Below are 19,623 nucleotides of genomic sequence, written 5' to 3'. Positions count from 1 at the left end.
AAATGACTAAGATATAAAAAAGCGGCAAGTAGGTTGCCGCTTAGTATTTATTATGTTTTCTTACGGTAAATAATCCCTGGATTACATCGGATCATTTCGAATTCATCACTTAGCCCTGCCATCGACTCGGATGCCCCTAAAAACAAATACCCTCTAGGGTTCAGAGCCTGAGCGAACTGTGAAATAATCTTAGCTTTGACTTCTGGCGAAAAGTAAATCAGTACATTTCTGCAAAAGATAACATCAAATTTCCCCATCAAAGAGTAGGAATCGAGCAAGTTAAGGTGCCTAAAATTAACCATTCTCTTTATTGGATCAACAACTCGCGCCATGCCGTTACCACTGTCTTGAAAAAACTTTTGACGACGTTCAACTGACAACCCTCGTGCCAAAGCCAATGAGTCATACTCTGCGTTTTTACACATATCAAGCATGGTATTTGATATGTCAGTCCCGACAATTTGCACACCCATTTTCAGTGCACCAGGGTTTTGAGATTGATACTCCTGTGTCGCCATCGCAATAGAGTATGGCTCCTGACCTGAAGAGCTTGCCGCTGACCAGATTTTTAAGCCCCTACGGGTGTCTTTCAATTCTGGGTAAATTTTACTTTTTAACAACTCAAAAGGATAAGTATCTCTAAACCAGAGAGTTTCATTTGTGGTCATGGCATCAACAACAGCAGCCCTTAGCTGACGTTCATGGGGACTCAATGTTTTAGCGACAAGCGCAGAAAGAGAGTCCACCCCAAAGCGGGCCATCAACGGAGCTAAACGGCTTTTTACCAAATAAAGTTTGTTATCTCCAAGAACAATACCACATTGCTGCTCTAGGAAGGTTCTGAACTGGTCATATTCGCCTTGTTGAAGGTTTTTATTTTCCAAGATACTACCGCCGTTATCTAATCACAATGAACCCATTTTTTAACCGCTGTTGCTAATTCATCAGGGTTAAACTTTGCAATAAAATCATCAGCGCCAACTTTTTCAATCATAGCCTGATTAAACACACCACTTAGTGAAGTGTGTAAGATTACATGCAAAGGGGCTAATTTTGGATCTGCTTTAATTTCAGCAGTTAACGTATAGCCATCCATTTCAGGCATTTCTACATCTGAAATAAGCAGGCCTACACGCTCAGTTATGTCATTTTGACAATCAACTTCTGCAATCTCTTTTAGCCTAATTAAAGCTTCTTTACCATTTTTTGCTAATTCTGTTTGAACACCTAATGGCTCCAAAGCACGCTTGACTTGGTTTCTTGCAACTGCAGAGTCATCTGCGATAAATACAATTCGCTCACCAAGGTCTTTTTGCATTTCACCATCAGACACTATTTCTTCGCTGACTTCAGTATTAACAGGGCATATTTCGTTGAGAATCTTTTCTACGTCTAGTATCTCGACTAGTTCGTTTTCAATTTCTGTAACTGCCGTTAAATAGGAGTACCTACCCGCACCATCTGGTGGCGGCATAATTTTTTCCCAGTTCATGTTAACGATTCTTTCAACCGCACCAACTAAGAAGCCCTGAACAGAACGGTTATATTCAGCAATGATAATAAAGCAATCTTTAATGTTTTCGATGGGTGGACCACCCACAGCTAAAGACATGTCGATAACTGAAATAGTTTGACCACGAATATGGGCAACGCCGCGAATGTAAGAATTTGATTTCGGCATACTGGTGAGGGGCGGACACTGAAGCACTTCTCTAACTTTAAATACATTGATGCCAAATCTTTGACGACCTCTCAGTCGAAAAAGTAGCAACTCTAGGCGGTTTTGCCCAACCAACTGAGTACGCTGGTTTACAGAGTCTAAAACACCTGCCATTTCAATCTCCTACATAACGGTCATCTTGGTAATATCATACGCTTTAAAGGATACTAATCATAGAAGTACCTTGAAGGAATATGGTATTTCACGCAAAATCTTTATACCTTGTTTCTCCAAATAAGCATAGTCGAAACATCATGAGTTTGTTAAAAAAAACCAAATCATATGAGATTTTTTGTGCAATGGCTTGTTTTCTAGCCAGCTACATGAGCCAAGCACAAATTTATACGAACACCAACTTAGAAATGGGGGCTGAAAGGTTTATTACTCAACAAATTAAGCTAAACCCTGATATCAAAACAAACATTAAAGCATTACCATTAGATGCTCGGTTGTCTAAACGTGCGTGTGAGAGCCCTTTATCATACTCAACCAATGCCAAACCGCCTTTTAACCGACAAGTTACTGTAAAAGTAAAATGTGAAGACATATCTGGCTGGACTCAATTTGTGCATGTAAGAATTGAAGAACTTCATCCTGTGATCGTTACGACTCAGGCCATTAACAAAGGAGAGCTGATTACCAGAGAATCTATCAGCATTGAATTTAAACCTAAACATTTTGTCAGGGCCAGTAATTTAGATGCTGAGCGATATCTACTTGGTAGTAGAAGTAAAAGAGTAATTAGAGCAGGTACCGCCATTGGACTCCATCATATCTGCATGGTTTGCAAAGGCGACAACGTAACTATTTATGCTAAAACTCGCACTTTGACGATAAAAACTACTGGCGTTGCACTCCAAGATGGGAACATTGGTGAGCAAATAAGAGTTAAAAATCAAAAGTCTGGAAAAACTATCTCAGCAAGAGTAAAAGATGTAGAATCTGTAGAGGTTAATATTTAATTTTTTTGCTAAAGTTATACACTAACAAGCCGATAGTAAGGCATGAGTAATTTTAGGGTCAATTATCATGGTTAATAATGTAAAAGGGCAACCTCAGTCCAACAGCACGCTTAATAATATTAAGCAACAAAAAGCTGAATTACAAAAATCGGATGCTAATCAAGCAGCTGTTGTAGCTAAAGCTCCCCAGAAGGCAGCAACTGATTCTGTAAGTTTAACGCCACAAGCACAGCAACTTAAAAGCTTGCAAGAAAAAGCACAGCAACAACCGGCTTTTGACAGTAAAAAGGTTGAAGAGCTTAAAAAAGCGATAAGCGAAGGTAAGTATCAAGTCGATGCTGAAAAGCTTGCAAAGAATATTGCCGCATTCGAGTTTGACGTGTATGGATGATCAAATTAATCTTTGTCATCACAAGTTAGAAAATCAGATACAGCATCTAAACGCTTTGACCCAGCTCTTAGATGCTGAGCTAGAATGTCTTGCCAGCAAAAAGGGCGATGGCCTTAAAGACATCGCTCGTGAAAAACTCACTCTTCTCAATTCCATTCAAAAACTAGATAAAGAAATTTCAGGCTTTAACAAAGATATTTTTCAATTCGAACAAATTACACCTTTAACCAACGCAGTTAACTCTTTGCTCTTAAAGTGTAAGAAACAAAATGATGTTAACGCCCAAGCCGCCCATCAAGCTCAGCTTGCGGTACGAGAATTAAAAGACATAATTATCGGTGCTCCAACCTCCATCACATATGGGCAAGATGGTGGAGTCGTCAGCGCGAACTCTGAGCTAGTTAAAAATCTCAAAGCCTAATGGTTAAAAGTTGAGCACACACTTGTTTTTAGTTAGTAGTAAATCACTCGCTTTACTTTTCTTGGTTTGATAGCGCTAATATACAACTCGTGTACTTTTTTCATGTCTAACTCTAATTCTGTCGCATAAGTATCACCGACAGAGTATGTCTTCACTATTTTAGCGCCTTTGATTAAACCGCCGACTTTACTCGATAAGCCATCCGTTTGCGCAATTGCCCCTTTTACAGTCATCGTTGATGTGAGCTTTTGCCCGTGCACTTGCTCGGCAAGTTCTCTGTATGCTTCCAGTTTAGATACTTTAATTGCCATCAACATCTTTTGCGCATCCGTTTCACCTGGTTGACTGCTCAAAGGCGCGTATCCCACAGCTCGTAAAACAGGATAGTAATCCGGCGCTTCGTAGGTATACTCTATATGTTTATCAAATATTGAGCTACAGCCTGAAAGTAGAATAGAACATGTTACTAATGATGAATAAAAAACGTTTTTCGCTTTCATAATAAACACACCAAATTAAAGTCTGCTCATTCAATGCATTTTTCACGCCAACAAAGCTGGTACGTCTATTGCTTTTGATCTTTTAAGCAAATCAGTTTGGAATAGAGATGATGAAACATATTCTGATAATTGTACTACTTGTATTCTGCGCTCATGTAAAGGCGGAATGGTTTGAGGTAGTCGGTTATGGCGGCATAGTTGATGGTGATACGTCTTCAGCAAGACAAATGGCTGTCAAAGATGCCATAACCCAAGCTTTGATATTCTCTGGTGCTACGGTGTCTAGCGTTCAAACAGTTGCCGACGGTGTTCTCGAGCAAGACGAGTTAAAGATTAAAACCCATGGTCAGATACAACATGTGAATTTAATCAATGAACAGCAACAAGGCGAGCAATACTCTGTCACGCTACATCTAGATATTATCCCCCAGCAAGCACACTGTCTTGAGTCAAAATTTAATAAACAGATTACTGTCACACAAAGCCAATTGACACACCCAGATCAAGCCAGGCTAGGTCAAATTTTTGACATACCTAAAGCCAGTTCACAGCGTTTATTTAATACTTTAAACGAGCGAAATTTAGGCGTAAAAATGATTCCATATATTGATCGAAAACTAGATGTCAGGGCATTCTTTGCACAACAGTTTGAATATAACGCCGACTTAATTGACACGTTAAGTCGCAGTAGTAACAGTCAGTATGTGTTGCTGAGTCAAATAACAGATATTTCTCAAGGCAGAAAAATGAACAACGATTACGCATTTTGGGAAAGTGAAGCCTTTATGCGCAACTTTAAAATTGATTTTGCGCTATTTGATTCACAAACAAATGATCAAGTCTGGTCTCAGCATTACAGCGCTCAAGGTATTTGGCCACATAAAAAAACTCAGATTGTGAATGTAAATAGTGAGGAGTTTTGGCGAACCGATTATGGTCAAAAGATTCAAACTATTTACAATAAGGTGAGTCAAGATTTGAACTCCGCTGTAAGTTGTCTTAAGACAACAGGTAAAATATTAATGATCGACTCTGATAGAGTGGTGATTAACTTAGGACAAAGCCATGGGCTTGAAGCGGGGCAAGTACTTTCAATCCTTCACAGAAGCAATTTGACTGCGGCAAATGGCATGCAGTTTTCACATCATATTCAAACCATTGAACAAGTTGTAGTTGAACAAGTGAATGCGCAAAGTGCCATCGCTAGAAACTTAAGTGACAGGCCTTTAAATAATATTCAGCTTAATGACGTCATTAAAGTGGTTGCTAAAGAACCTGAATCATTCTCGTTAAAATAACTTCATATACTCACAATTCAAGCAATAAAGTAAGGGTAATCTAGTTTTTAGATTGCCCTTATTTGTTTTACTTACTTTAATCTAAATATGCATTATAGATAATAAAGGCATTCAACTATGAGGAAATTAATATGCTAGAAAATCGTGAAGGACAAACTGTACCCTCTGTATCATTTCCTGTGAGAATTGGTAATGATTGGCATACCGTCACAACAGAGCAACTTTTTAAAGGCAAGACAGTCGTAGTATTCTCCTTGCCAGGCGCTTTTACTCCAACATGCTCATCTACACACTTACCGCGCTATAACGAGCTGGCAAATGCATTCAAACAAAACGGTGTTGATGACATTATTTGTTTATCAGTAAATGATACCTTTGTTATGAACGCCTGGGCGAAAGATCAAGAAGCTGACAACATCACCCTTCTCCCTGATGGAAATGGAGAGTTCACGGACGGGATGGGCATGCTTGTCGATAAGGCTGACTTAGGCTTTGGTAAACGAAGCTGGCGTTACTCTATGCTGGTTAAAGATGGCGTTGTTGATAAAATGTTCATTGAGCCTGATGTACCTGGTGATCCTTTCGAAGTTTCGGATGCCGATACCATGCTTGATTACATCAACCCAGAGTGTGAAAAGCCTCAGCCTATGAGCTTGTTTACCAAACCTGGATGTGGCTATTGTGAGAAAGCTAAGGCACACCTGATCAGTAAAGGTATTCAATTCGAAGAGATTGTATTGGGCCGTGACGCTAGTCTAACAAGTTTAAAAGCTATTTCAGGCCAAGAAACAGTGCCGCAAGCATTTATCTCTGGAAAGTATATTGGTGACTCAGAAGCGATACTGTCGCATTTTTGATGACTGGTTTAAGCTGTTGATAATACTCAATTGAGCAAATTAAGTTAAGCTAAAGATAACAAGGAAGTTATTTTGCTGTGATTAAAATATATGATTTTAAGGTAGTAGTGATATGAATAATCAAAATGAGTGGCGGAGTGGACGGGACTCGAACCCGCGACCCCCGGCGTGACAGGCCGGTATTCTAACCAACTGAACTACCACTCCGCAGTGGTGGGTATTTACAGAGCCAGTTCTGGTGTGACTCTTAGATATCTAATGGCGGAGTGGACGGGACTCGAACCCGCGACCCCCGGCGTGACAGGCCGGTATTCTAACCAACTGAACTACCACTCCGCAGAGATATCTTATTTTTTATTTGCATTGGCGGAGTGGACGGGACTCGAACCCGCGACCCCCGGCGTGACAGGCCGGTATTCTAACCAACTGAACTACCACTCCACGAGCAAATAATTTCGATTAAAACATTGGCGGAGTGGACGGGACTCGAACCCGCGACCCCCGGCGTGACAGGCCGGTATTCTAACAAACTGAACTACCACTCCACTGAGTTTTAATCTTTTCCTAATTGGCGGAGTGGACGGGACTCGAACCCGCGACCCCCGGCGTGACAGGCCGGTATTCTAACCAACTGAACTACCACTCCACACTTAGGAAAGGGTGCCTAAAGGCATTTTGTAAGATTGGCGGAGTGGACGGGACTCGAACCCGCGACCCCCGGCGTGACAGGCCGGTATTCTAACCAACTGAACTACCACTCCAGCGCGACTTACAAATTTTAGAATAATTGGCGGAGTGGACGGGACTCGAACCCGCGACCCCCGGCGTGACAGGCCGGTATTCTAACCAACTGAACTACCACTCCGCTTTATTCTTGTTGTCAGGTTGCTCCCTGACAGCGGCGTGAATAATACGAATCGACCTGTTTAGAGTCAACTGTTTTTTTTAAAAAAACTGTCTTTTTTAGTCTCCATCCATAGAAAGGTTCAAAATATCACCTGATTTGTTATTTTTTGAACCATTCGGATCATTTGCGTTATCTTTGTCGTCATCCTGTTCTGTTGTCGATTGCTTTTTCTTGAATGACGGTAATTTAATTTTCAGCTTAATTGGTTTCTTTTGAACAAAAACTCTGATGGCTAACCAGCCAATTAGCATCACAAAAACATTACCAACAGCAATAATCGTGATTAACGCACCTGTGCCCAAGGTGGGTTCTGGCTCTGGAGGAGGTAATTTAGCAAGTAAAGGGTTTACTTTTGGCGCTTGTAACTCAGGTACCTTCTCAATTGGCCTTTCAATCTCAAAGTTATACATAGGTAACTTGGCCATAAATTCTCTACCATTGATATTTTCACCAAAGACAGAAAACTCGATTTGATAACGACCCCAATCGTAATTGCTTACTTCTAATTTGCGGTAAAGACGTGCTTCTGGGTTAATCGTAAAGATTTGCTCTTCACCATTTGGATAAAATATTTTGCCTTGAAAAATAACCGTTTCAGGTTTGATGATATTTTGATCCAGCTTAATCAACAGTTCATGACTAGCTGTAGTATTACTGGCAAGCGTCAAATCAAACTCAAAGGGGGGCTCTGCGATAACGATAGGTGCTTGTACTACCCTGCGTTTAAGAATGGGCGTTTCAATATAGAACTCTGGTTGCCACTCACCTGCAGGAAAAACCAGTTTAAATTCTCCAGTAAAAATACCGTCCATTGGTCTTTCATCAAATTCGCGACCATCATCTTTAAATTCGGTCACACTTTGTGTGCCAGCCCCAAAATTGTCATATTGATCATTGTTGGTACTCACGAACTCAACGATTAGGCTGACCACATCACGAAAATAGCCGACATCGATAGGCTTATCATCGTTCGTTACTTGGCCAGTCACTTTGAGTGTTTCTCCCCTAAACATCAGTTTAGGTAATGGCTCTACCACCAGTTCAATGTCACCTAACACCATAATTCGGCTATCGGGTTGCACTCTACCTATTACCTGCCAAGGACCTGGCATTGGGTTTTCTATGGTAATAAGGTCATAGCTTGCTTCATCGTACCACTCTAGCATTTCATCTTTTATAGCATGATGCGCGTAGTATTTACTACCATCAGGTTTGACTAAGATAACCGCTGGGGAGCCTGGCTTACGAAAGAAAAGCAGTGTTATTTTTTCGACTTTATGATCAATACGGAAGCGGTTATCTAACAGCGGAACTTCATTTACTTTGCGATTATTCTTCAACAACGTAATCGACGGGGTTGTTGTGAGTGCAATACATTCATGAACAAACAATAAGAGCAGCACTAACAATAATCGCTTCATATAAAATTTACCTTAATTTTGTTGCCAAAGAGTCTCGCCATTTTTATTAACGATTTTTAGCCTTTCTTCATGCGCTATCACTTCATCGGCAGAAGCCTTAACAACTTTAAGTGCCGGACGGTTATCAGCCAAACGTCGAATACTGGTGTTATCAGTTTGCGATGTGTCTTCGGTATTATTCGCCAAGTTCATTTTTACTTGACCACCCGTCATTGCTAGATAAACGTCAGCAAGGATCTCTGAATCCAGTAATGCGCCGTGAAGCGTACGTTTGGCGTTATCTATGTCATAACGTCGGCATAATGCATCAAGATTATTTTTCTGCCCAGGATGCAGGTTTCTCGCCATCACAAGCGTATCTAACACTTCGCAATACTCGTGAGTGTTGGGGTAGCCTTGCTGTAACAGCGCAAATTCGTTATCCATAAAGCCGACGTCGAACGGTGCATTATGAATAATGAGCTCAGCCCCTTTTATATAATCAAAAAACTCTTGTGCTATTTGATGATAAAGCGGCTTATCTCTTAAAAATTCATTGGTGATACCATGAACATCGATTGCCTCCTCTTCAATATCACGCTGAGGGTTGATGTACACATGAAAGTTATTTCCTGTTAAACGGCGATTAATGAGTTCAACACACCCAATTTCAATGATCCTATGCCCTGCTTTCGGATCGATACCTGTGGTTTCAGTATCCAGGACTATTTGTCTCTTTAACATATCGTCTGCCTGTTAACTTTGCTATTGTTAGCAACTAATCACTTTATTCTACATAAAAACAGGCTAATTCGTGCAAAAAAGCGTAGAGATTTATACCGATGGTTCATGTTTAGGCAATCCCGGACCTGGTGGGTATGGCATTTATCTTCATTATCAAGGCCATGAAAAAACGCTTTCTCAAGGCTATAAACTCACTACTAATAATAGAATGGAGATGCTCGCTGCCATTGTTGCACTCGAAACCCTTAAACGACCTTGCACGGTCGTGCTACATACCGACAGCCAATATGTTAAACAAGGTATCGAGTCTTGGGTTGCAGGTTGGAAAAAGCGTAACTGGCTTACTTCCGCAAAGAAGCCAGTTAAAAACGTTGATTTATGGAAGCGCCTCGATGAGGCCTGTCAAAGACATGACATAGAGTGGCGTTGGGTAAAAGGTCACAGTGGCAATAAATATAATGAAATCGTAGATGACTTGGCCAGAGAAGCTGCGGGTAGTTCAAAACTGCTTGAAGATGAAGGATATCAAGCAGCTTAAATTTGTTGTTAGTTCGACTTGTTTCGAGTTTGTCTAAGCCCCGCATTTTTAACCACAGGTGCCCATTTGGGCCTTGCGTGCCACTTAGGTTTAATTGGTGTTAAAGGTGCGACCCGCTTTCGTGCCACCAGCATATAACAGCTGCCCATGGGTTTTAAATAATGACGACAAAAACGCCGCCAAGGCGCAAAACGAGATAAACGGCTGCCACGAGCCAACGATGCATAGACAAAGCGCTCATCACTGATTATTTCGAACCCCAGTAAGTCTAACCAGTCTTTCACCCTAGCAGGGGTAAAAAAACGCCCTGACCACGGCAGCTTTTGAGAACTAAACGGCAATAAATTCGCCAACCCACATAAACTGAATGGGTTAAACCCTGAAATAACCAAGTAGCCACCAGGAATTAAAGTACGATGTGCCTCACGCAGAATATGATGAGGATCACTTTCATATTCTAAACTGTGAGCCAGCACACATACATCGACACTGTGCTCCGAAAAAGGAAGTTCATCAATTTCAGCAATCACACTGGTTTTCTTACACTGGTTGGGAGATACATTCACTTGATGAGGGATCACACATTTTGATGTATCAAGCTGACCACTTAATGAGCCTAGTTTAAGTAAGTGATATCCAAACATCCTCGGTAACCAGGCTTTCATTCTTCGCTCTAAGCCGACTTTTATATAATCGCCATGTGGAAAGTCAGACCAAGTTAATGGTTTTGGTCCAGACCGAAAACTTAATGCTGGTTTCATTATTGATGCTCGTTATACTAAACCCATCTACACTTTATAGAGCAAATACTTATGGTGCAAGTTGATCCAATTAAAGCTTTTTCTGATAACTATATCTGGGCATTGAGAAAAGAAAATAAAATTTGGGTTGTTGACCCAGGGCAAGCTGAACCTGTATTTGATTATTTAAAACAAACTCACACAACGCTGGCTGGTATTCTAATCACCCACCATCACTGGGATCATACCAATGGCGTTGAGGCTTTACTTAAGGCGTTCAAAAACATTCCTGTTTATGGCCCTGAAAACTCCCCTTTTGAAGGTATCTCACACAAATTAAATGACAGTGATGAAATAACCGTTGCCGATACAAAGTTTAAAATCATCTCAACGCCAGGGCACACCTTAGATCATATTTGCTATATGAACGATGCTTTTTGCTTTGCCGGCGATACTTTATTTAGCGCTGGGTGCGGCCGCTTATTTGAAGGTGATGCTGAGATGATGTGGCATTCTTTACAAAAGTTTGCCGAATGTGACGATGATACGCTTATCTACTGCACCCATGAGTACACGCAAGCCAACCTTAAATTTGCTTTCGCTGTTGAACCTAACAATGCAGATTTATTAGCGTATATCGAAAAAGTACAAAAGCTTCGAGATGATAATCAGGCAAGTTTACCGACACATTTTGGTCTTGAGCGGGCTGTAAACCCCTTTTTAAGAGCCTCTGAAGAAAGTAGCCTTGTACATGTACCTAAGCATTTAATTCAAGATACAAATGAAAACTGGCAAAAATTTGCAGCTTTAAGGGCTTGGAAAGATGAATTTTAACCAAGTTACCATGTGATTACTTTAAATAACGCAAGAGAATCTGTAGAATCGAGCGGTTTTTGCTCGAATATGAATCACTATGAAAAAGTCTGCAAGTATAGTTTTAACGCTCTCGTTGTTAACGGGTTGTCAAACTCTAACTGACACACCAAAAGATCAATTAGAGGTCACCAATACAGCTGCTAATGAGAACCTAGCAAGCCCTTTAGATATTAGCGAAGCGCTTGCTAATTCAATCACAGAGCCGGTAGAAGCAGACGAGCCGGCTCCTGTATTCGATGATGTTTGGGAACGTATTCGTTACCAACTCTCAATTCCAGTGCCTCAAAATCGCCCTGTTGTAGCTGAGAGAAACTATTATCAACGCCATCAAAAATATTTAGACCGTATATCAAAGCGTGCAGAGCCTTATTTATACTTTATTGTTGAAGAAGTAGAAAAACGCCAAATCCCGATCGAGATCGCTTTACTCCCCATCGTTGAAAGTGCGTTCGACCCATTCGGCTACTCACATAGAAGTGCGTCGGGTATCTGGCAGTTTATGCCTCAAACGGGAGAGCGTTTTAACTTACATCAGAATTGGTGGTATGACGGTCGCCGAGACATAGTGCAGTCAACGCGTGCAGCTTTAGACTATTTGAGTTATCTGCATAAAACTTTAGAAGGTGATTGGCTGAATGCCATTGCAGCATACAACTCAGGTGAAGGGCGCGTTTTAAAAGCCATCAGAAAGAACCGTAAAAAACATTTACCTACGGATTTTTGGTCGCTTGATTTACCAAGAGAAACGACGGCTTACGTGCCTAAGTTATTAGCTTTATCAGATTTATTAAAACGACAAGAAGAGTTCAATGTCACTTGGAAGCCAATTATTAATGCTCAGGTAGTTGAGATTGTCGATGTCGGCTCACAAATTGATTTAGCCCTTGCCGCTGACATGGCTGATTTAAGCCTCACTGAATTATACCGTTTAAACCCAGGGTTTAACCGTTGGGCAACCGCACCTGATGGCCCACATCAATTACTGATACCCAGTGATAAAGCAGATGCATTTAAAAACAAACTCGCACAAACACCAGTGAAAGACAGGTTGCGTTGGCAATACTACACGGTGAAACGCGGTGACACTCTATCTGTGATTGCTAAAAAGTTTTCAACGAGCAGTAAAACCATTCAATCTCTTAATAGGCTTGATACCCACATTATCCGTATCAACCAAAAACTGCTTGTTCCTCTAAGCGATGGAAAAATCAATAGTGAGCACTTACCAAAGTCGGTCAGAATTGCCGCGAATAAGTCTACGAGCGCTAAAAAAACACATACGGTGAAATCTGGTGACACACTGTGGGATATCAGCCGAGAGTATGATGTTACAGTAAAGCAGCTTGCTAACTGGAATAAGCTAAAAACCAACAGCGTCTTAAAGCTCGGGCAAAAGCTCACAATTTATCAAACAAAAGCAGAGAGCAAACCTACCGGATTAGTTTCTACTACCCGAACCATTACTTACAAGGTTAGGCGTGGAGATTCTTTAGCCCGTATTGCTTCTAAATTTAACTTAACGGTAAAAGAAATTGTCGAGTGGAATAACTTATCTGGACAAAAGTATCTTCAGCCAGGGCAAAAGTTAAAGTTAAAAGTCGATGTTAAACGCACTTCATAAGAAAGATGAATTGAAAAAAGCACCCAAGGGTGCTTTTTAGATAGGTTCGAACTTATAGCCGGCACCATAAATCGAACGAATAAAATTGGCTTCAGGTGCAATGCTCTGTAATTTTTTACGAAGTTTCTTGATATGGCTATCAACCGTTCTATCGCTGACTATACGGTCGTCTGAATAAATATGATCCATCAGTTTATCACGACTGAAAATACGCCCTGGGTGAGCATACATAGCTTTAAGCAGCAGAAACTCAACATGTGTGAGTGAAATACTTTCATTGTTAAACCTTACCATAAATGTTTGCTCATCAACTTTTAAGCCATGAAGAGCTTCTTGGTTTTGCTCTGCAATATAATTAACTCTACGCATGATCGCTTTTACCCTAGCTACAACTTCTCTTGGGCTATATGGCTTGCAGACATAATCATCCGCACCAACTTCAAGACCAATCAACCTATCAACTTCTTCAACCTTAGCTGTCGTCATAATGATGGGGATCTGGCTTTGAGCCCTGATCTGCTTACACAAAGTTATACCGTCAACGTTAGGTAACATGATGTCTAAAAGCACCATACAGGGCTTATAGCACTCAAATGCTGTCATTACTTCGCCACCATCTGTAACGACATGACATTCAAAGCCTGAAGCTGATAAGTATTTTGCTAAAATCGCAGCCAGCTTTTCTTCATCTTCAACAATAAGGACTGAATCTGCAGTCACCATTTAATTTTCCTTATATTTGAATTCTATCGTCAATTTTAATCCACCAAGCTTACTTTGCTCTGCGTGAACTTCGCCATTATGCGCCATAATAATATTCTGGCATATCGCCAAACCAAGCCCTGAACCACCTGTTTTACGGTTTCTGGCTGAGTCTGTTCTGTAGAGTCGTTCAAAGAGGTGTGACAGCTGTTCAGACCCTACTCCTGGGCTGCTATCTTGCCATATAACTTGGACCCCTTGCCCAATTCTGCTCACCTTAATATCTAACATTCCCTTATTTTCTGGCGATGCATCAGTATAGCGTAACGTGTTTTGCAATAAGTTATCGAATAACTGTCCCATACGATGTGCATCACAGAACAAGAAGCATCTGGGGCTGAAATCAAACTGCAAATTAAAGTGACTAAGTTCACTTTTTCTTTTTTCAAGACTGCGTTCTATGAGTTCAGGCAACACCATTTGTGACTTTTCATAGGACAACGACCCCCTATCTGACATCGAAAGCTGGTGCAGATCGTTTACTAATTTGGTAAGTCGCATGATCTCTTCATGCAATGAATCAAGCTGCGCTTCATCAGCTTCTATGACACCGTCAATCATGCCCTCGATTTCAGCTTTAATAACCGCAATCGGGGTTCTTAATTCGTGAGAAATATCAGCTATCCAACGTTGCCTAGCAGTCAAATTTTCAGCCAATGTTTTTGCCAGCAAATTCATGTCACTTTCAAGCTGACCTAATTCATCCCTGCGAATGATTTGTCTTGATAACGAATAGTCCCCACTGGTGAGGTTTTTTGTTCTTTGCCTTAATGCAAGTATTGGCCTAACTAAGTATTTACTAAAAGGGATAGACAGTAAAAAGGTCACCACAAAAGCAATAATAGCAATGATAACAAAATGTTGACGCTGCTGCTTGGCAAATAGTGTTTCAAATTTCCCTGTTACCATCGAGCCATTTTCAACGCCGATATACCCTAACTTTTGCTCTTTTTTATCTGGCCAATAAACAGGTAACCAAAGTGCGTCCTTCACCATAGAGGGCCTACCAACCAATAATGTACCATCTGGCGCTTTAAAAAATAGCTTGTCTGAGGGTCTCCTGCCTCTTCGCTCTCCTCGAGGGGGTGGGCGCATATCCTTGCTAGGCTTTGGTCGTTTTTTTGATAAGGTCTCATTAGCGGCACTTACTTGATAGTAAGTTCGCATTAAGTTTTTCCAGTGTGGCGACCTTCTATCTAGCCAATCAACATTTTGTTGCGTTTCCATTGTTTGGTGAAAAGCTTCAATAACTGGCTCAAGACGCGCTTTAGTTTGACTTTGAACATAGTCAGAAAAGCTTTTATCAAATGCTATCTGATTAGCCAAAAATATGGCCAATACCAATGTCGAATTAGCTAACAGCAGCATAATTAATATTTTTATGCGAATAGGTAATCTAAGCGTCTTCATTTTAACTTCAAAAAATTGACTCAAGATCATGTTCCGCCATGAATGTGTAAAGAATGTGGAAGTTACAGGCGCAGTTTATTGTTTTCCTAAGCCTCGAATTTGATACTATAAACTAAATTTAAAAAAGATCCCGAATACAGTGCAAAACCAAACACTTCAGAAATTTATTTCTTATATAAAGTCACAACAAATAGATAAACTGCCTGAGTTTTATAGTCAACTCAGCGATTCTGACTGCACGCTTGTATTAAAGTTCTGCTTCGAGCGAGCAATAAAGAACCAAGAGACCTACGTATTTTTTCAAGATCTTTGCAAGCAGCTAATCACAACAAAAGAAGCACTACCTGAAGGACTGATCACTGGTATTAATACATTAGAGCGACTGGCATTTTTCTCGAATGCACTCACTGAAATTGAGGGCTATAAGCAAGCCAACAGACAAGGCAACACGGTTATTCATGCGCTTTGCTCTAATGCTCAGCAAACACAATGGCCGTTTAACTTTTTAAGGTCTCTTATGTTATTTGAAAGAAATGAATCACTTGCTCTCGCTCTCGGGCATAAAAATCATCAAAGCATGCGCCCTATCGATTGTTATCTTGCATTTAATCATAACTTAGCCACATTGCCAGACCATGAATTTTCTGCTCTTTTAGCCCTTATTGAAATACAGTCAAAAACGTCTCAGCAAAGCGAATCGCGTCTATTACATGCGATATGTCAGTTTTTAATTAAAGAAAAAGTAAATGAACAGCTAGACAATGCGCATCAACGCGTATTACTCATCGCTAGCTGTTTTCAAACACGTGTTGAAACCGTGTGTACACTTTTAAAGATTTAAGCCTTTTCAACCGCTTCTAGCTTATTTCGTTTGATGTACTTATCACCAAACTGGTAAAGAAATAAGCTTAGCAAAATCATAGTACCGCCAATTAAAAGCGATGACGTTAAAACCTCATCATTCAGAAACGCGCCCAGACTTACCGCAAAAACAGGGGTGATCAAAGTCGTCAAGGCAACTGTACTTGCCGGTAACTTTTGCAGTACATGAAAATAGGCTAAGAAGCCTAACAATGAACCAAAAAGTGCTAAGTAACCCGTAGCTAAAATTGACTTCATTTGCCATTGTTCATGATTAATCTCACCACCTGCTGCTAACCAAATCATTGCAAAAACAGGCGTTACAAATGCCAATGCCCCTAGCGTTGTTGCCATTGGGTGGATTGCGATTGGTACTGTCTTAATCATTACGCCACTCAAACTAAAGCTTGTAACAGCCATGAGCACATAGACAATCCCTTCAACAGGTACATTCAATTGCTGAATTTGCGTTTTACACACTAAAAACAAGCCGAGTATAGAGAACAATAAGGCGATTAGTTTAACGGGTGTAAAAGCGTGTTCTGATAATATTTTTTGCGCAAAAAGACCTGAGATTATTGGCGCAAGGCCAAACACTAGAGAAATCACACCGGAAGGCACAGTCTGAGCTGCCAAATAGCTGAAAAGCATACCCACTACAATGCCTGCAGCAGAATAGAAATATAACAGGCAGGACTTTTTCGACCACGGCACATGTATTTTTAGAGCAAACACAGTGATGATGGCAAGCACCAATGCAATCAACATACGTAGAAAAACACTTAGTGTTGGTGGCATCGTCTCGGCGCTCCAGACAATACCAAGCGGTGTTGTTGACCAAACTAAGATCACAAATAGATACGACCCCTGCACGGGCATAAATTTTCCTTGGGAATAAAAAATTGAAGAGGTCGAAATTATACTGACTAAAATGCACAAATGTTATCGGTACATTGGTCTCATCATACAGTTTTATGTAACGATACATTAATGAAGATAATAACTGCTTTAATCAACATATACATCTGATAGACATATCTGCAATTTTTCATATTATGAGCCCTTTATTCGGAGGAACTATGACAATTATCGTCTATATCATCACTGCTGTTCTTATCAAACTATCAATTCTTGGCTTTGGTATATTATCCATAGTAACTGCTTTTTCTAGCTTGTTACTTTTAAAAGTCATGCACAAAAAACTTTCAGAGTTGTTGATAATTAGATTTAGTAAAAAGTTTAAAATAGCACTTTGGGGGCACATCAGTGTTTACATTGCTTTTATCGGAAAAATGATATTTATTGACGACTTTAGCGATATTCCTGCCTTTTTAGCCAGTCATCTTGTTATTCACCATATGGCAAGCGGCTTAATTGCTGCTACTTTAATGGTTATGAGCCTCAGAACTTACAACCAGCTAAAAGTAAGTAACTTGAATACTAATTGGACAAAATAAAGAATGTCACTCACACTTTTAAAACCTAAATCTAGTGGTGAGTGGTATGAATATAAAAAGTAAAGTTGCGGTCCCTATAATTTTAGGTATTTCTTTAATATTATCTGCAAATACATTCAGCATTTTAAAACTTGAGTTTTGATTTGGGATTACCAATCCTTAGTCAACAAAGATCAGCAACGCATTATTCTAATTACCAACGCAGAGTCATCTTTCAAAAGCCAAGTTCAAGCATGGAAAAACCTGCTACTCAGAAATGAAGAAAAGTATTGACAAGAATTCCTTTCTCTTCATAAAAGTGTGCAGAAAGATTTAAAGCAACTGCAAACTTTTGAAGAAGGAGATTGGACAACTCGGTTTATTAATCAGCATCAACTATGCTAACAGCTTATAAGAAAGCTCAAAGAAGCTTTGTTCTAAATAAAAACTATAAATAAAGCGATACAATAGTAAGAGGCATTGACAGAGATTTCGCTCGAGGACTTATAGAAAAAAGAGCAGTAACTAAGCACTTTACTGAAGTTCAGAGTAATCTAGAACAACAGAAATCTATTGTTATAACTGTCTATCCAATAATGTCATTTTTCATAGCTATAGTTGCAATATTCGGTATCCTACTTTTTATACACAAAGCAATTATCTTACCTCTACGAGATTTAATAGATAAATCAGTTGAGATCTCTAATGGGAAATATGATTTGCACATGGATTGCCCCTTCAATGATGAAGTGGGTCAACTCAGTCAAGCCATAACGGAAATAGAGAATCATATTGTTGAAGCTGTCTCAAACATAGCTGTTGTAAAAGGAGAGGTTGAAGATGCATTTGAAGCAATAGATCAAGTTAGTAATGAAATAAGCAGAGGTTCTGAAGAACAAGTCGCATGCTCTCAAACTATGGAAAGTACCATTAATGGATTATCTGAAATTACAACGAGGTTGCAAGGACTTACTCAACAAGCTTTGCAATCAACTACCCTAGTCACACAAAAAGCGAGTAACTGTGGGGATACTATGGAGCTGTCTGCTAATAGCATGAAGGAGCTTGTTAGATAGGTAGGAAATACGTCGATTGTCATAGAGTCTCTAGAATCCAAAGCTGCAAGTGTTAGAGGTGTACTAGATATGATTGGCTCTACAGCAGAACAAACCAACTTACTCGCACTCATGCCGCAATCGAAGCAGCAAGAGCTGGAGAAGCAGGCCGAGGCTTTGCTGTTGTGGCAGATGAGGTTCTAAGCCTCGCGTCTAAAACCCATCAATCAACTATGAGTATTACCTCCGTTATAGATGAACTTCAGACTACATCCAAACAAGCTGTAGCTGCAATGCAGCATGAAATTAAAATAACAGCTGATAACGCAGAGAAGAGCCAAGATGCACAAATAGCATTGAAGGAGATTCTCCAAGAAATGGAGCAAATGAAAAGCCTAAACCAACAAGTTACAAACTCTGCCAGTGAGCAAACAAAAATATCAGAAACACTTCATGAAACATTAATTCAACTCCAAGTCATCTCTGACAATTATAAGAAATTGGCCCAAAGCGACAATGTATCCCGAACTGTGGCAAATGCAAATAGAGACCTAACAAAAATGGTTGAAGACCTTCGAGGGAATCTATCTCATCAAGAAGCAGAGCTATTCTGAAGCTACAGACAAATTAACGACAGAAAACACAGTGAATACGGTTTAGAGTGCAAAGTTAATGGCAGCGAGCAAGGCGAGCACATTTACTTTGCACAAATATTGTGCGAAAGGTTTATGACAAGCGAGAAGCGCTTACATTCTTTTCGCGCAAACTTAGCGACTGCGAACGCAGTGAAATAGTGCAAAGTTAATGACAACGAGCAAGGCGAGCACATTTGCTTTGCGCAAGGTGAGATAAACCAGTTTAGCTGGAGTTGAGGGCGTCTAGATTAAGTACGGTGAAAGCTGCTCTCTTCACCTTGCGCTTATGGTGCAAAATTAGCGACTGCGAACGTATTGAAATAGTGCAAAGTTAATGACAGAGCGTGAAACGCTGACATTCTTTTCGCGCAAGGTGAAGTGAGCCATTTTATCTATTGCAGAGAGACTTAAAGCAAAAAAGCCCGACTCTTTCGAATCGGGCTTTTTTTAAATAGGTGCTTGGCAATGTTCTACTTTCACATGGGAGAC

General features: G+C 40.2%; 21 protein-coding genes, 7 tRNA genes and 1 pseudogene. 13 read left to right on the top strand and 16 right to left on the bottom strand.

Annotated features, from left to right (window positions below):
* Nucleotides 1–50: 50 nt before the first annotated feature.
* Nucleotides 51–884 (bottom strand): protein-glutamate O-methyltransferase CheR, encoded by an 834-nt coding sequence (locus ABMY35_RS15985; RefSeq protein WP_138483452.1) that lies wholly within the window; start codon nucleotides 882–884, stop codon nucleotides 51–53.
* A gap of 17 nt (nucleotides 885–901) precedes the next feature.
* Complete coding sequence (locus tag ABMY35_RS15980; protein ID WP_138483454.1) at nucleotides 902–1,834, bottom strand: chemotaxis protein CheV; 933 nt, start codon at nucleotides 1,832–1,834, stop codon at nucleotides 902–904.
* Between the two features lie 140 nt (nucleotides 1,835–1,974).
* Here ABMY35_RS15980 and flgA point away from each other — a divergent pair, with 140 nt between their 5' ends.
* From flgA to flgN, 3 genes are all read left to right on the top strand, one after another.
* Entirely contained in the window at nucleotides 1,975–2,682 is a 708-nt protein-coding gene (gene flgA, locus ABMY35_RS15975) for a flagellar basal body P-ring formation chaperone FlgA (RefSeq protein WP_349287127.1), read from the top strand.
* 67 nt (nucleotides 2,683–2,749) lie between these two features.
* Nucleotides 2,750–3,073, top strand: coding sequence for a flagellar biosynthesis anti-sigma factor FlgM (gene flgM, locus ABMY35_RS15970; RefSeq protein ID WP_349287126.1), 324 nt, complete (start codon nucleotides 2,750–2,752; stop codon nucleotides 3,071–3,073).
* Complete coding sequence (gene flgN / locus ABMY35_RS15965) at nucleotides 3,066–3,494, top strand: flagellar export chaperone FlgN (protein WP_349287125.1); 429 nt, start codon at nucleotides 3,066–3,068, stop codon at nucleotides 3,492–3,494. Before flgM ends, flgN begins: the two co-directional genes overlap by 8 nt.
* A 32-nt stretch (nucleotides 3,495–3,526) precedes the next feature.
* Here flgN and ABMY35_RS15960 read toward each other — a convergent pair whose 3' ends face one another.
* Entirely contained in the window at nucleotides 3,527–3,994 is a 468-nt protein-coding gene (locus ABMY35_RS15960) for an LPP20 family lipoprotein (RefSeq protein WP_349287124.1), read from the bottom strand.
* Between the two features lie 107 nt (nucleotides 3,995–4,101).
* Here ABMY35_RS15960 and ABMY35_RS15955 point away from each other — a divergent pair, with 107 nt between their 5' ends.
* Nucleotides 4,102–5,292 (top strand): flagellar assembly protein T N-terminal domain-containing protein, encoded by a 1,191-nt coding sequence (locus tag ABMY35_RS15955; RefSeq protein ID WP_349287123.1) that lies wholly within the window; start codon nucleotides 4,102–4,104, stop codon nucleotides 5,290–5,292.
* A gap of 131 nt (nucleotides 5,293–5,423) precedes the next feature.
* The gene (locus ABMY35_RS15950; protein WP_349287122.1) at nucleotides 5,424–6,149 is read left to right on the top strand and encodes a glutathione peroxidase; all 726 of its coding nucleotides are present in this window, start codon (nucleotides 5,424–5,426) and stop codon (nucleotides 6,147–6,149) included.
* A 130-nt stretch (nucleotides 6,150–6,279) separates the two neighbouring features.
* On the opposite strand, the gene ABMY35_RS15945 is transcribed toward ABMY35_RS15950, so the two are convergent.
* From ABMY35_RS15945 to dnaQ, 9 genes are all read right to left on the bottom strand, one after another.
* Nucleotides 6,280–6,356: transfer RNA gene (locus tag ABMY35_RS15945), tRNA-Asp, on the bottom strand.
* 52 nt (nucleotides 6,357–6,408) lie between these two features.
* Nucleotides 6,409–6,485, bottom strand: a tRNA-Asp gene (locus ABMY35_RS15940).
* Nucleotides 6,486–6,513: 28 nt separating this feature from the next.
* Nucleotides 6,514–6,590, bottom strand: a tRNA-Asp gene (locus ABMY35_RS15935).
* 27 nt (nucleotides 6,591–6,617) lie between these two features.
* Nucleotides 6,618–6,694 (bottom strand) — tRNA-Asp (locus tag ABMY35_RS15930).
* Between the two features lie 24 nt (nucleotides 6,695–6,718).
* Nucleotides 6,719–6,795: transfer RNA gene (locus ABMY35_RS15925), tRNA-Asp, on the bottom strand.
* A gap of 38 nt (nucleotides 6,796–6,833) precedes the next feature.
* Nucleotides 6,834–6,910: transfer RNA gene (locus tag ABMY35_RS15920), tRNA-Asp, on the bottom strand.
* Between the two features lie 27 nt (nucleotides 6,911–6,937).
* Nucleotides 6,938–7,014, bottom strand: a tRNA-Asp gene (locus ABMY35_RS15915).
* A gap of 98 nt (nucleotides 7,015–7,112) precedes the next feature.
* Nucleotides 7,113–8,477: a TIGR03503 family protein gene (locus ABMY35_RS15910; protein ID WP_349287121.1), complete on the bottom strand. Its 1,365-nt coding sequence runs from the start codon at nucleotides 8,475–8,477 to the stop codon at nucleotides 7,113–7,115.
* A 12-nt stretch (nucleotides 8,478–8,489) separates the two neighbouring features.
* Nucleotides 8,490–9,200 (bottom strand): DNA polymerase III subunit epsilon, encoded by a 711-nt coding sequence (gene dnaQ / locus ABMY35_RS15905; protein WP_349287120.1) that lies wholly within the window; start codon nucleotides 9,198–9,200, stop codon nucleotides 8,490–8,492.
* A 70-nt stretch (nucleotides 9,201–9,270) separates the two neighbouring features.
* Between dnaQ and rnhA the strand changes: the two genes are divergently transcribed.
* On the top strand, nucleotides 9,271–9,738 hold the full coding sequence (rnhA, locus tag ABMY35_RS15900; RefSeq protein WP_138484728.1) for a ribonuclease HI: 468 nt from the start codon (nucleotides 9,271–9,273) through the stop codon (nucleotides 9,736–9,738).
* 8 nt (nucleotides 9,739–9,746) lie between these two features.
* Here the strand turns inward: rnhA and ABMY35_RS15895 are convergent, their stop codons facing one another.
* Complete coding sequence (locus ABMY35_RS15895; protein ID WP_349287119.1) at nucleotides 9,747–10,499, bottom strand: methyltransferase domain-containing protein; 753 nt, start codon at nucleotides 10,497–10,499, stop codon at nucleotides 9,747–9,749.
* 51 nt (nucleotides 10,500–10,550) lie between these two features.
* On the opposite strand from ABMY35_RS15895, the gene gloB reads away from it, so the two are divergent.
* Together gloB and ABMY35_RS15885 are read left to right on the top strand one after the other, a co-directional pair.
* A complete protein-coding gene (gene gloB / locus ABMY35_RS15890) occupies nucleotides 10,551–11,312 on the top strand; it encodes a hydroxyacylglutathione hydrolase (protein WP_349287118.1) in 762 nt (253 codons plus the stop codon).
* Nucleotides 11,313–11,391: 79 nt separating this feature from the next.
* A complete protein-coding gene (locus tag ABMY35_RS15885) occupies nucleotides 11,392–12,975 on the top strand; it encodes a LysM peptidoglycan-binding domain-containing protein (RefSeq protein WP_349287117.1) in 1,584 nt (527 codons plus the stop codon).
* Nucleotides 12,976–13,011: 36 nt separating this feature from the next.
* Here the strand turns inward: ABMY35_RS15885 and ABMY35_RS15880 are convergent, their stop codons facing one another.
* Both ABMY35_RS15880 and ABMY35_RS15875 read right to left on the bottom strand, forming a co-directional pair.
* Nucleotides 13,012–13,698 carry a response regulator gene (locus ABMY35_RS15880; RefSeq protein ID WP_349287116.1) on the bottom strand — a complete coding sequence of 229 codons (687 nt, stop codon included), beginning with the start codon at nucleotides 13,696–13,698 and terminating at the stop codon, nucleotides 13,012–13,014.
* Nucleotides 13,699–15,147 carry an ATP-binding protein gene (locus tag ABMY35_RS15875; RefSeq protein WP_349287115.1) on the bottom strand — a complete coding sequence of 483 codons (1,449 nt, stop codon included), beginning with the start codon at nucleotides 15,145–15,147 and terminating at the stop codon, nucleotides 13,699–13,701.
* Between the two features lie 139 nt (nucleotides 15,148–15,286).
* Between ABMY35_RS15875 and ABMY35_RS15870 the strand changes: the two genes are divergently transcribed.
* Entirely contained in the window at nucleotides 15,287–15,988 is a 702-nt protein-coding gene (locus ABMY35_RS15870) for a hypothetical protein (RefSeq protein ID WP_349287114.1), read from the top strand.
* Here ABMY35_RS15870 and ABMY35_RS15865 read toward each other — a convergent pair.
* Nucleotides 15,985–16,887, bottom strand: coding sequence for a DMT family transporter (locus ABMY35_RS15865; RefSeq protein WP_349287113.1), 903 nt, complete (start codon nucleotides 16,885–16,887; stop codon nucleotides 15,985–15,987). The genes ABMY35_RS15870 and ABMY35_RS15865 overlap by 4 nt on opposite strands.
* A gap of 200 nt (nucleotides 16,888–17,087) precedes the next feature.
* Between ABMY35_RS15865 and ABMY35_RS15860 the strand changes: the two genes are divergently transcribed.
* The 4 genes and pseudogenes from ABMY35_RS15860 (at nucleotide 17,088) to ABMY35_RS15845 (ending at nucleotide 19,113) form a co-directional block, all read left to right on the top strand.
* Nucleotides 17,088–17,465, top strand: a complete 378-nt coding sequence (locus tag ABMY35_RS15860) for a hypothetical protein (protein WP_349287112.1) — start codon at nucleotides 17,088–17,090, stop codon at nucleotides 17,463–17,465.
* 575 nt (nucleotides 17,466–18,040) lie between these two features.
* A pseudogene (locus ABMY35_RS15855) lies at nucleotides 18,041–18,157 on the top strand (hypothetical protein); the annotation flags it as partial.
* 12 nt (nucleotides 18,158–18,169) lie between these two features.
* A complete protein-coding gene (locus tag ABMY35_RS15850; protein ID WP_349287268.1) occupies nucleotides 18,170–18,520 on the top strand; it encodes a hypothetical protein in 351 nt (116 codons plus the stop codon).
* 119 nt (nucleotides 18,521–18,639) lie between these two features.
* A complete protein-coding gene (locus ABMY35_RS15845) occupies nucleotides 18,640–19,113 on the top strand; it encodes a methyl-accepting chemotaxis protein (protein WP_349287261.1) in 474 nt (157 codons plus the stop codon).
* Nucleotides 19,114–19,623 lie beyond the last annotated feature (510 nt).

The organism is Pseudoalteromonas sp. BZB3 (assembly GCF_040104455.1).
Lineage (GTDB): Bacteria > Pseudomonadota > Gammaproteobacteria > Enterobacterales > Alteromonadaceae > Pseudoalteromonas.
Note: the sequence above shows the minus strand (reverse complement) of the source record. Positions and strands in the feature narration are given on the sequence as shown.

Coding starts and splice junctions, on each gene's coding strand:
- flgA (WP_349287127.1), top strand. CDS start 1,975: ATGAGTTTGTTAAAAAAAACCAAATCATATGAGATTTTTTGTGCAATG.
- ABMY35_RS15910 (WP_349287121.1), bottom strand. CDS start 8,477: ATGAAGCGATTATTGTTAGTGCTGCTCTTATTGTTTGTTCATGAATGT.
- ABMY35_RS15955 (WP_349287123.1), top strand. CDS start 4,102: ATGATGAAACATATTCTGATAATTGTACTACTTGTATTCTGCGCTCAT.
- ABMY35_RS15880 (WP_349287116.1), bottom strand. CDS start 13,698: ATGGTGACTGCAGATTCAGTCCTTATTGTTGAAGATGAAGAAAAGCTG.
- ABMY35_RS15860 (WP_349287112.1), top strand. CDS start 17,088: ATGACAATTATCGTCTATATCATCACTGCTGTTCTTATCAAACTATCA.
- ABMY35_RS15875 (WP_349287115.1), bottom strand. CDS start 15,147: ATGAAGACGCTTAGATTACCTATTCGCATAAAAATATTAATTATGCTG.
- ABMY35_RS15885 (WP_349287117.1), top strand. CDS start 11,392: ATGAAAAAGTCTGCAAGTATAGTTTTAACGCTCTCGTTGTTAACGGGT.
- ABMY35_RS15865 (WP_349287113.1), bottom strand. CDS start 16,887: ATGCCCGTGCAGGGGTCGTATCTATTTGTGATCTTAGTTTGGTCAACA.
- flgM (WP_349287126.1), top strand. CDS start 2,750: ATGGTTAATAATGTAAAAGGGCAACCTCAGTCCAACAGCACGCTTAAT.
- ABMY35_RS15960 (WP_349287124.1), bottom strand. CDS start 3,994: ATGAAAGCGAAAAACGTTTTTTATTCATCATTAGTAACATGTTCTATT.
- ABMY35_RS15950 (WP_349287122.1), top strand. CDS start 5,424: ATGCTAGAAAATCGTGAAGGACAAACTGTACCCTCTGTATCATTTCCT.
- ABMY35_RS15895 (WP_349287119.1), bottom strand. CDS start 10,499: ATGAAACCAGCATTAAGTTTTCGGTCTGGACCAAAACCATTAACTTGG.
- ABMY35_RS15850 (WP_349287268.1), top strand. CDS start 18,170: ATGGATTGCCCCTTCAATGATGAAGTGGGTCAACTCAGTCAAGCCATA.
- gloB (WP_349287118.1), top strand. CDS start 10,551: ATGGTGCAAGTTGATCCAATTAAAGCTTTTTCTGATAACTATATCTGG.
- flgN (WP_349287125.1), top strand. CDS start 3,066: ATGGATGATCAAATTAATCTTTGTCATCACAAGTTAGAAAATCAGATA.
- ABMY35_RS15980 (WP_138483454.1), bottom strand. CDS start 1,834: ATGGCAGGTGTTTTAGACTCTGTAAACCAGCGTACTCAGTTGGTTGGG.
- dnaQ (WP_349287120.1), bottom strand. CDS start 9,200: ATGTTAAAGAGACAAATAGTCCTGGATACTGAAACCACAGGTATCGAT.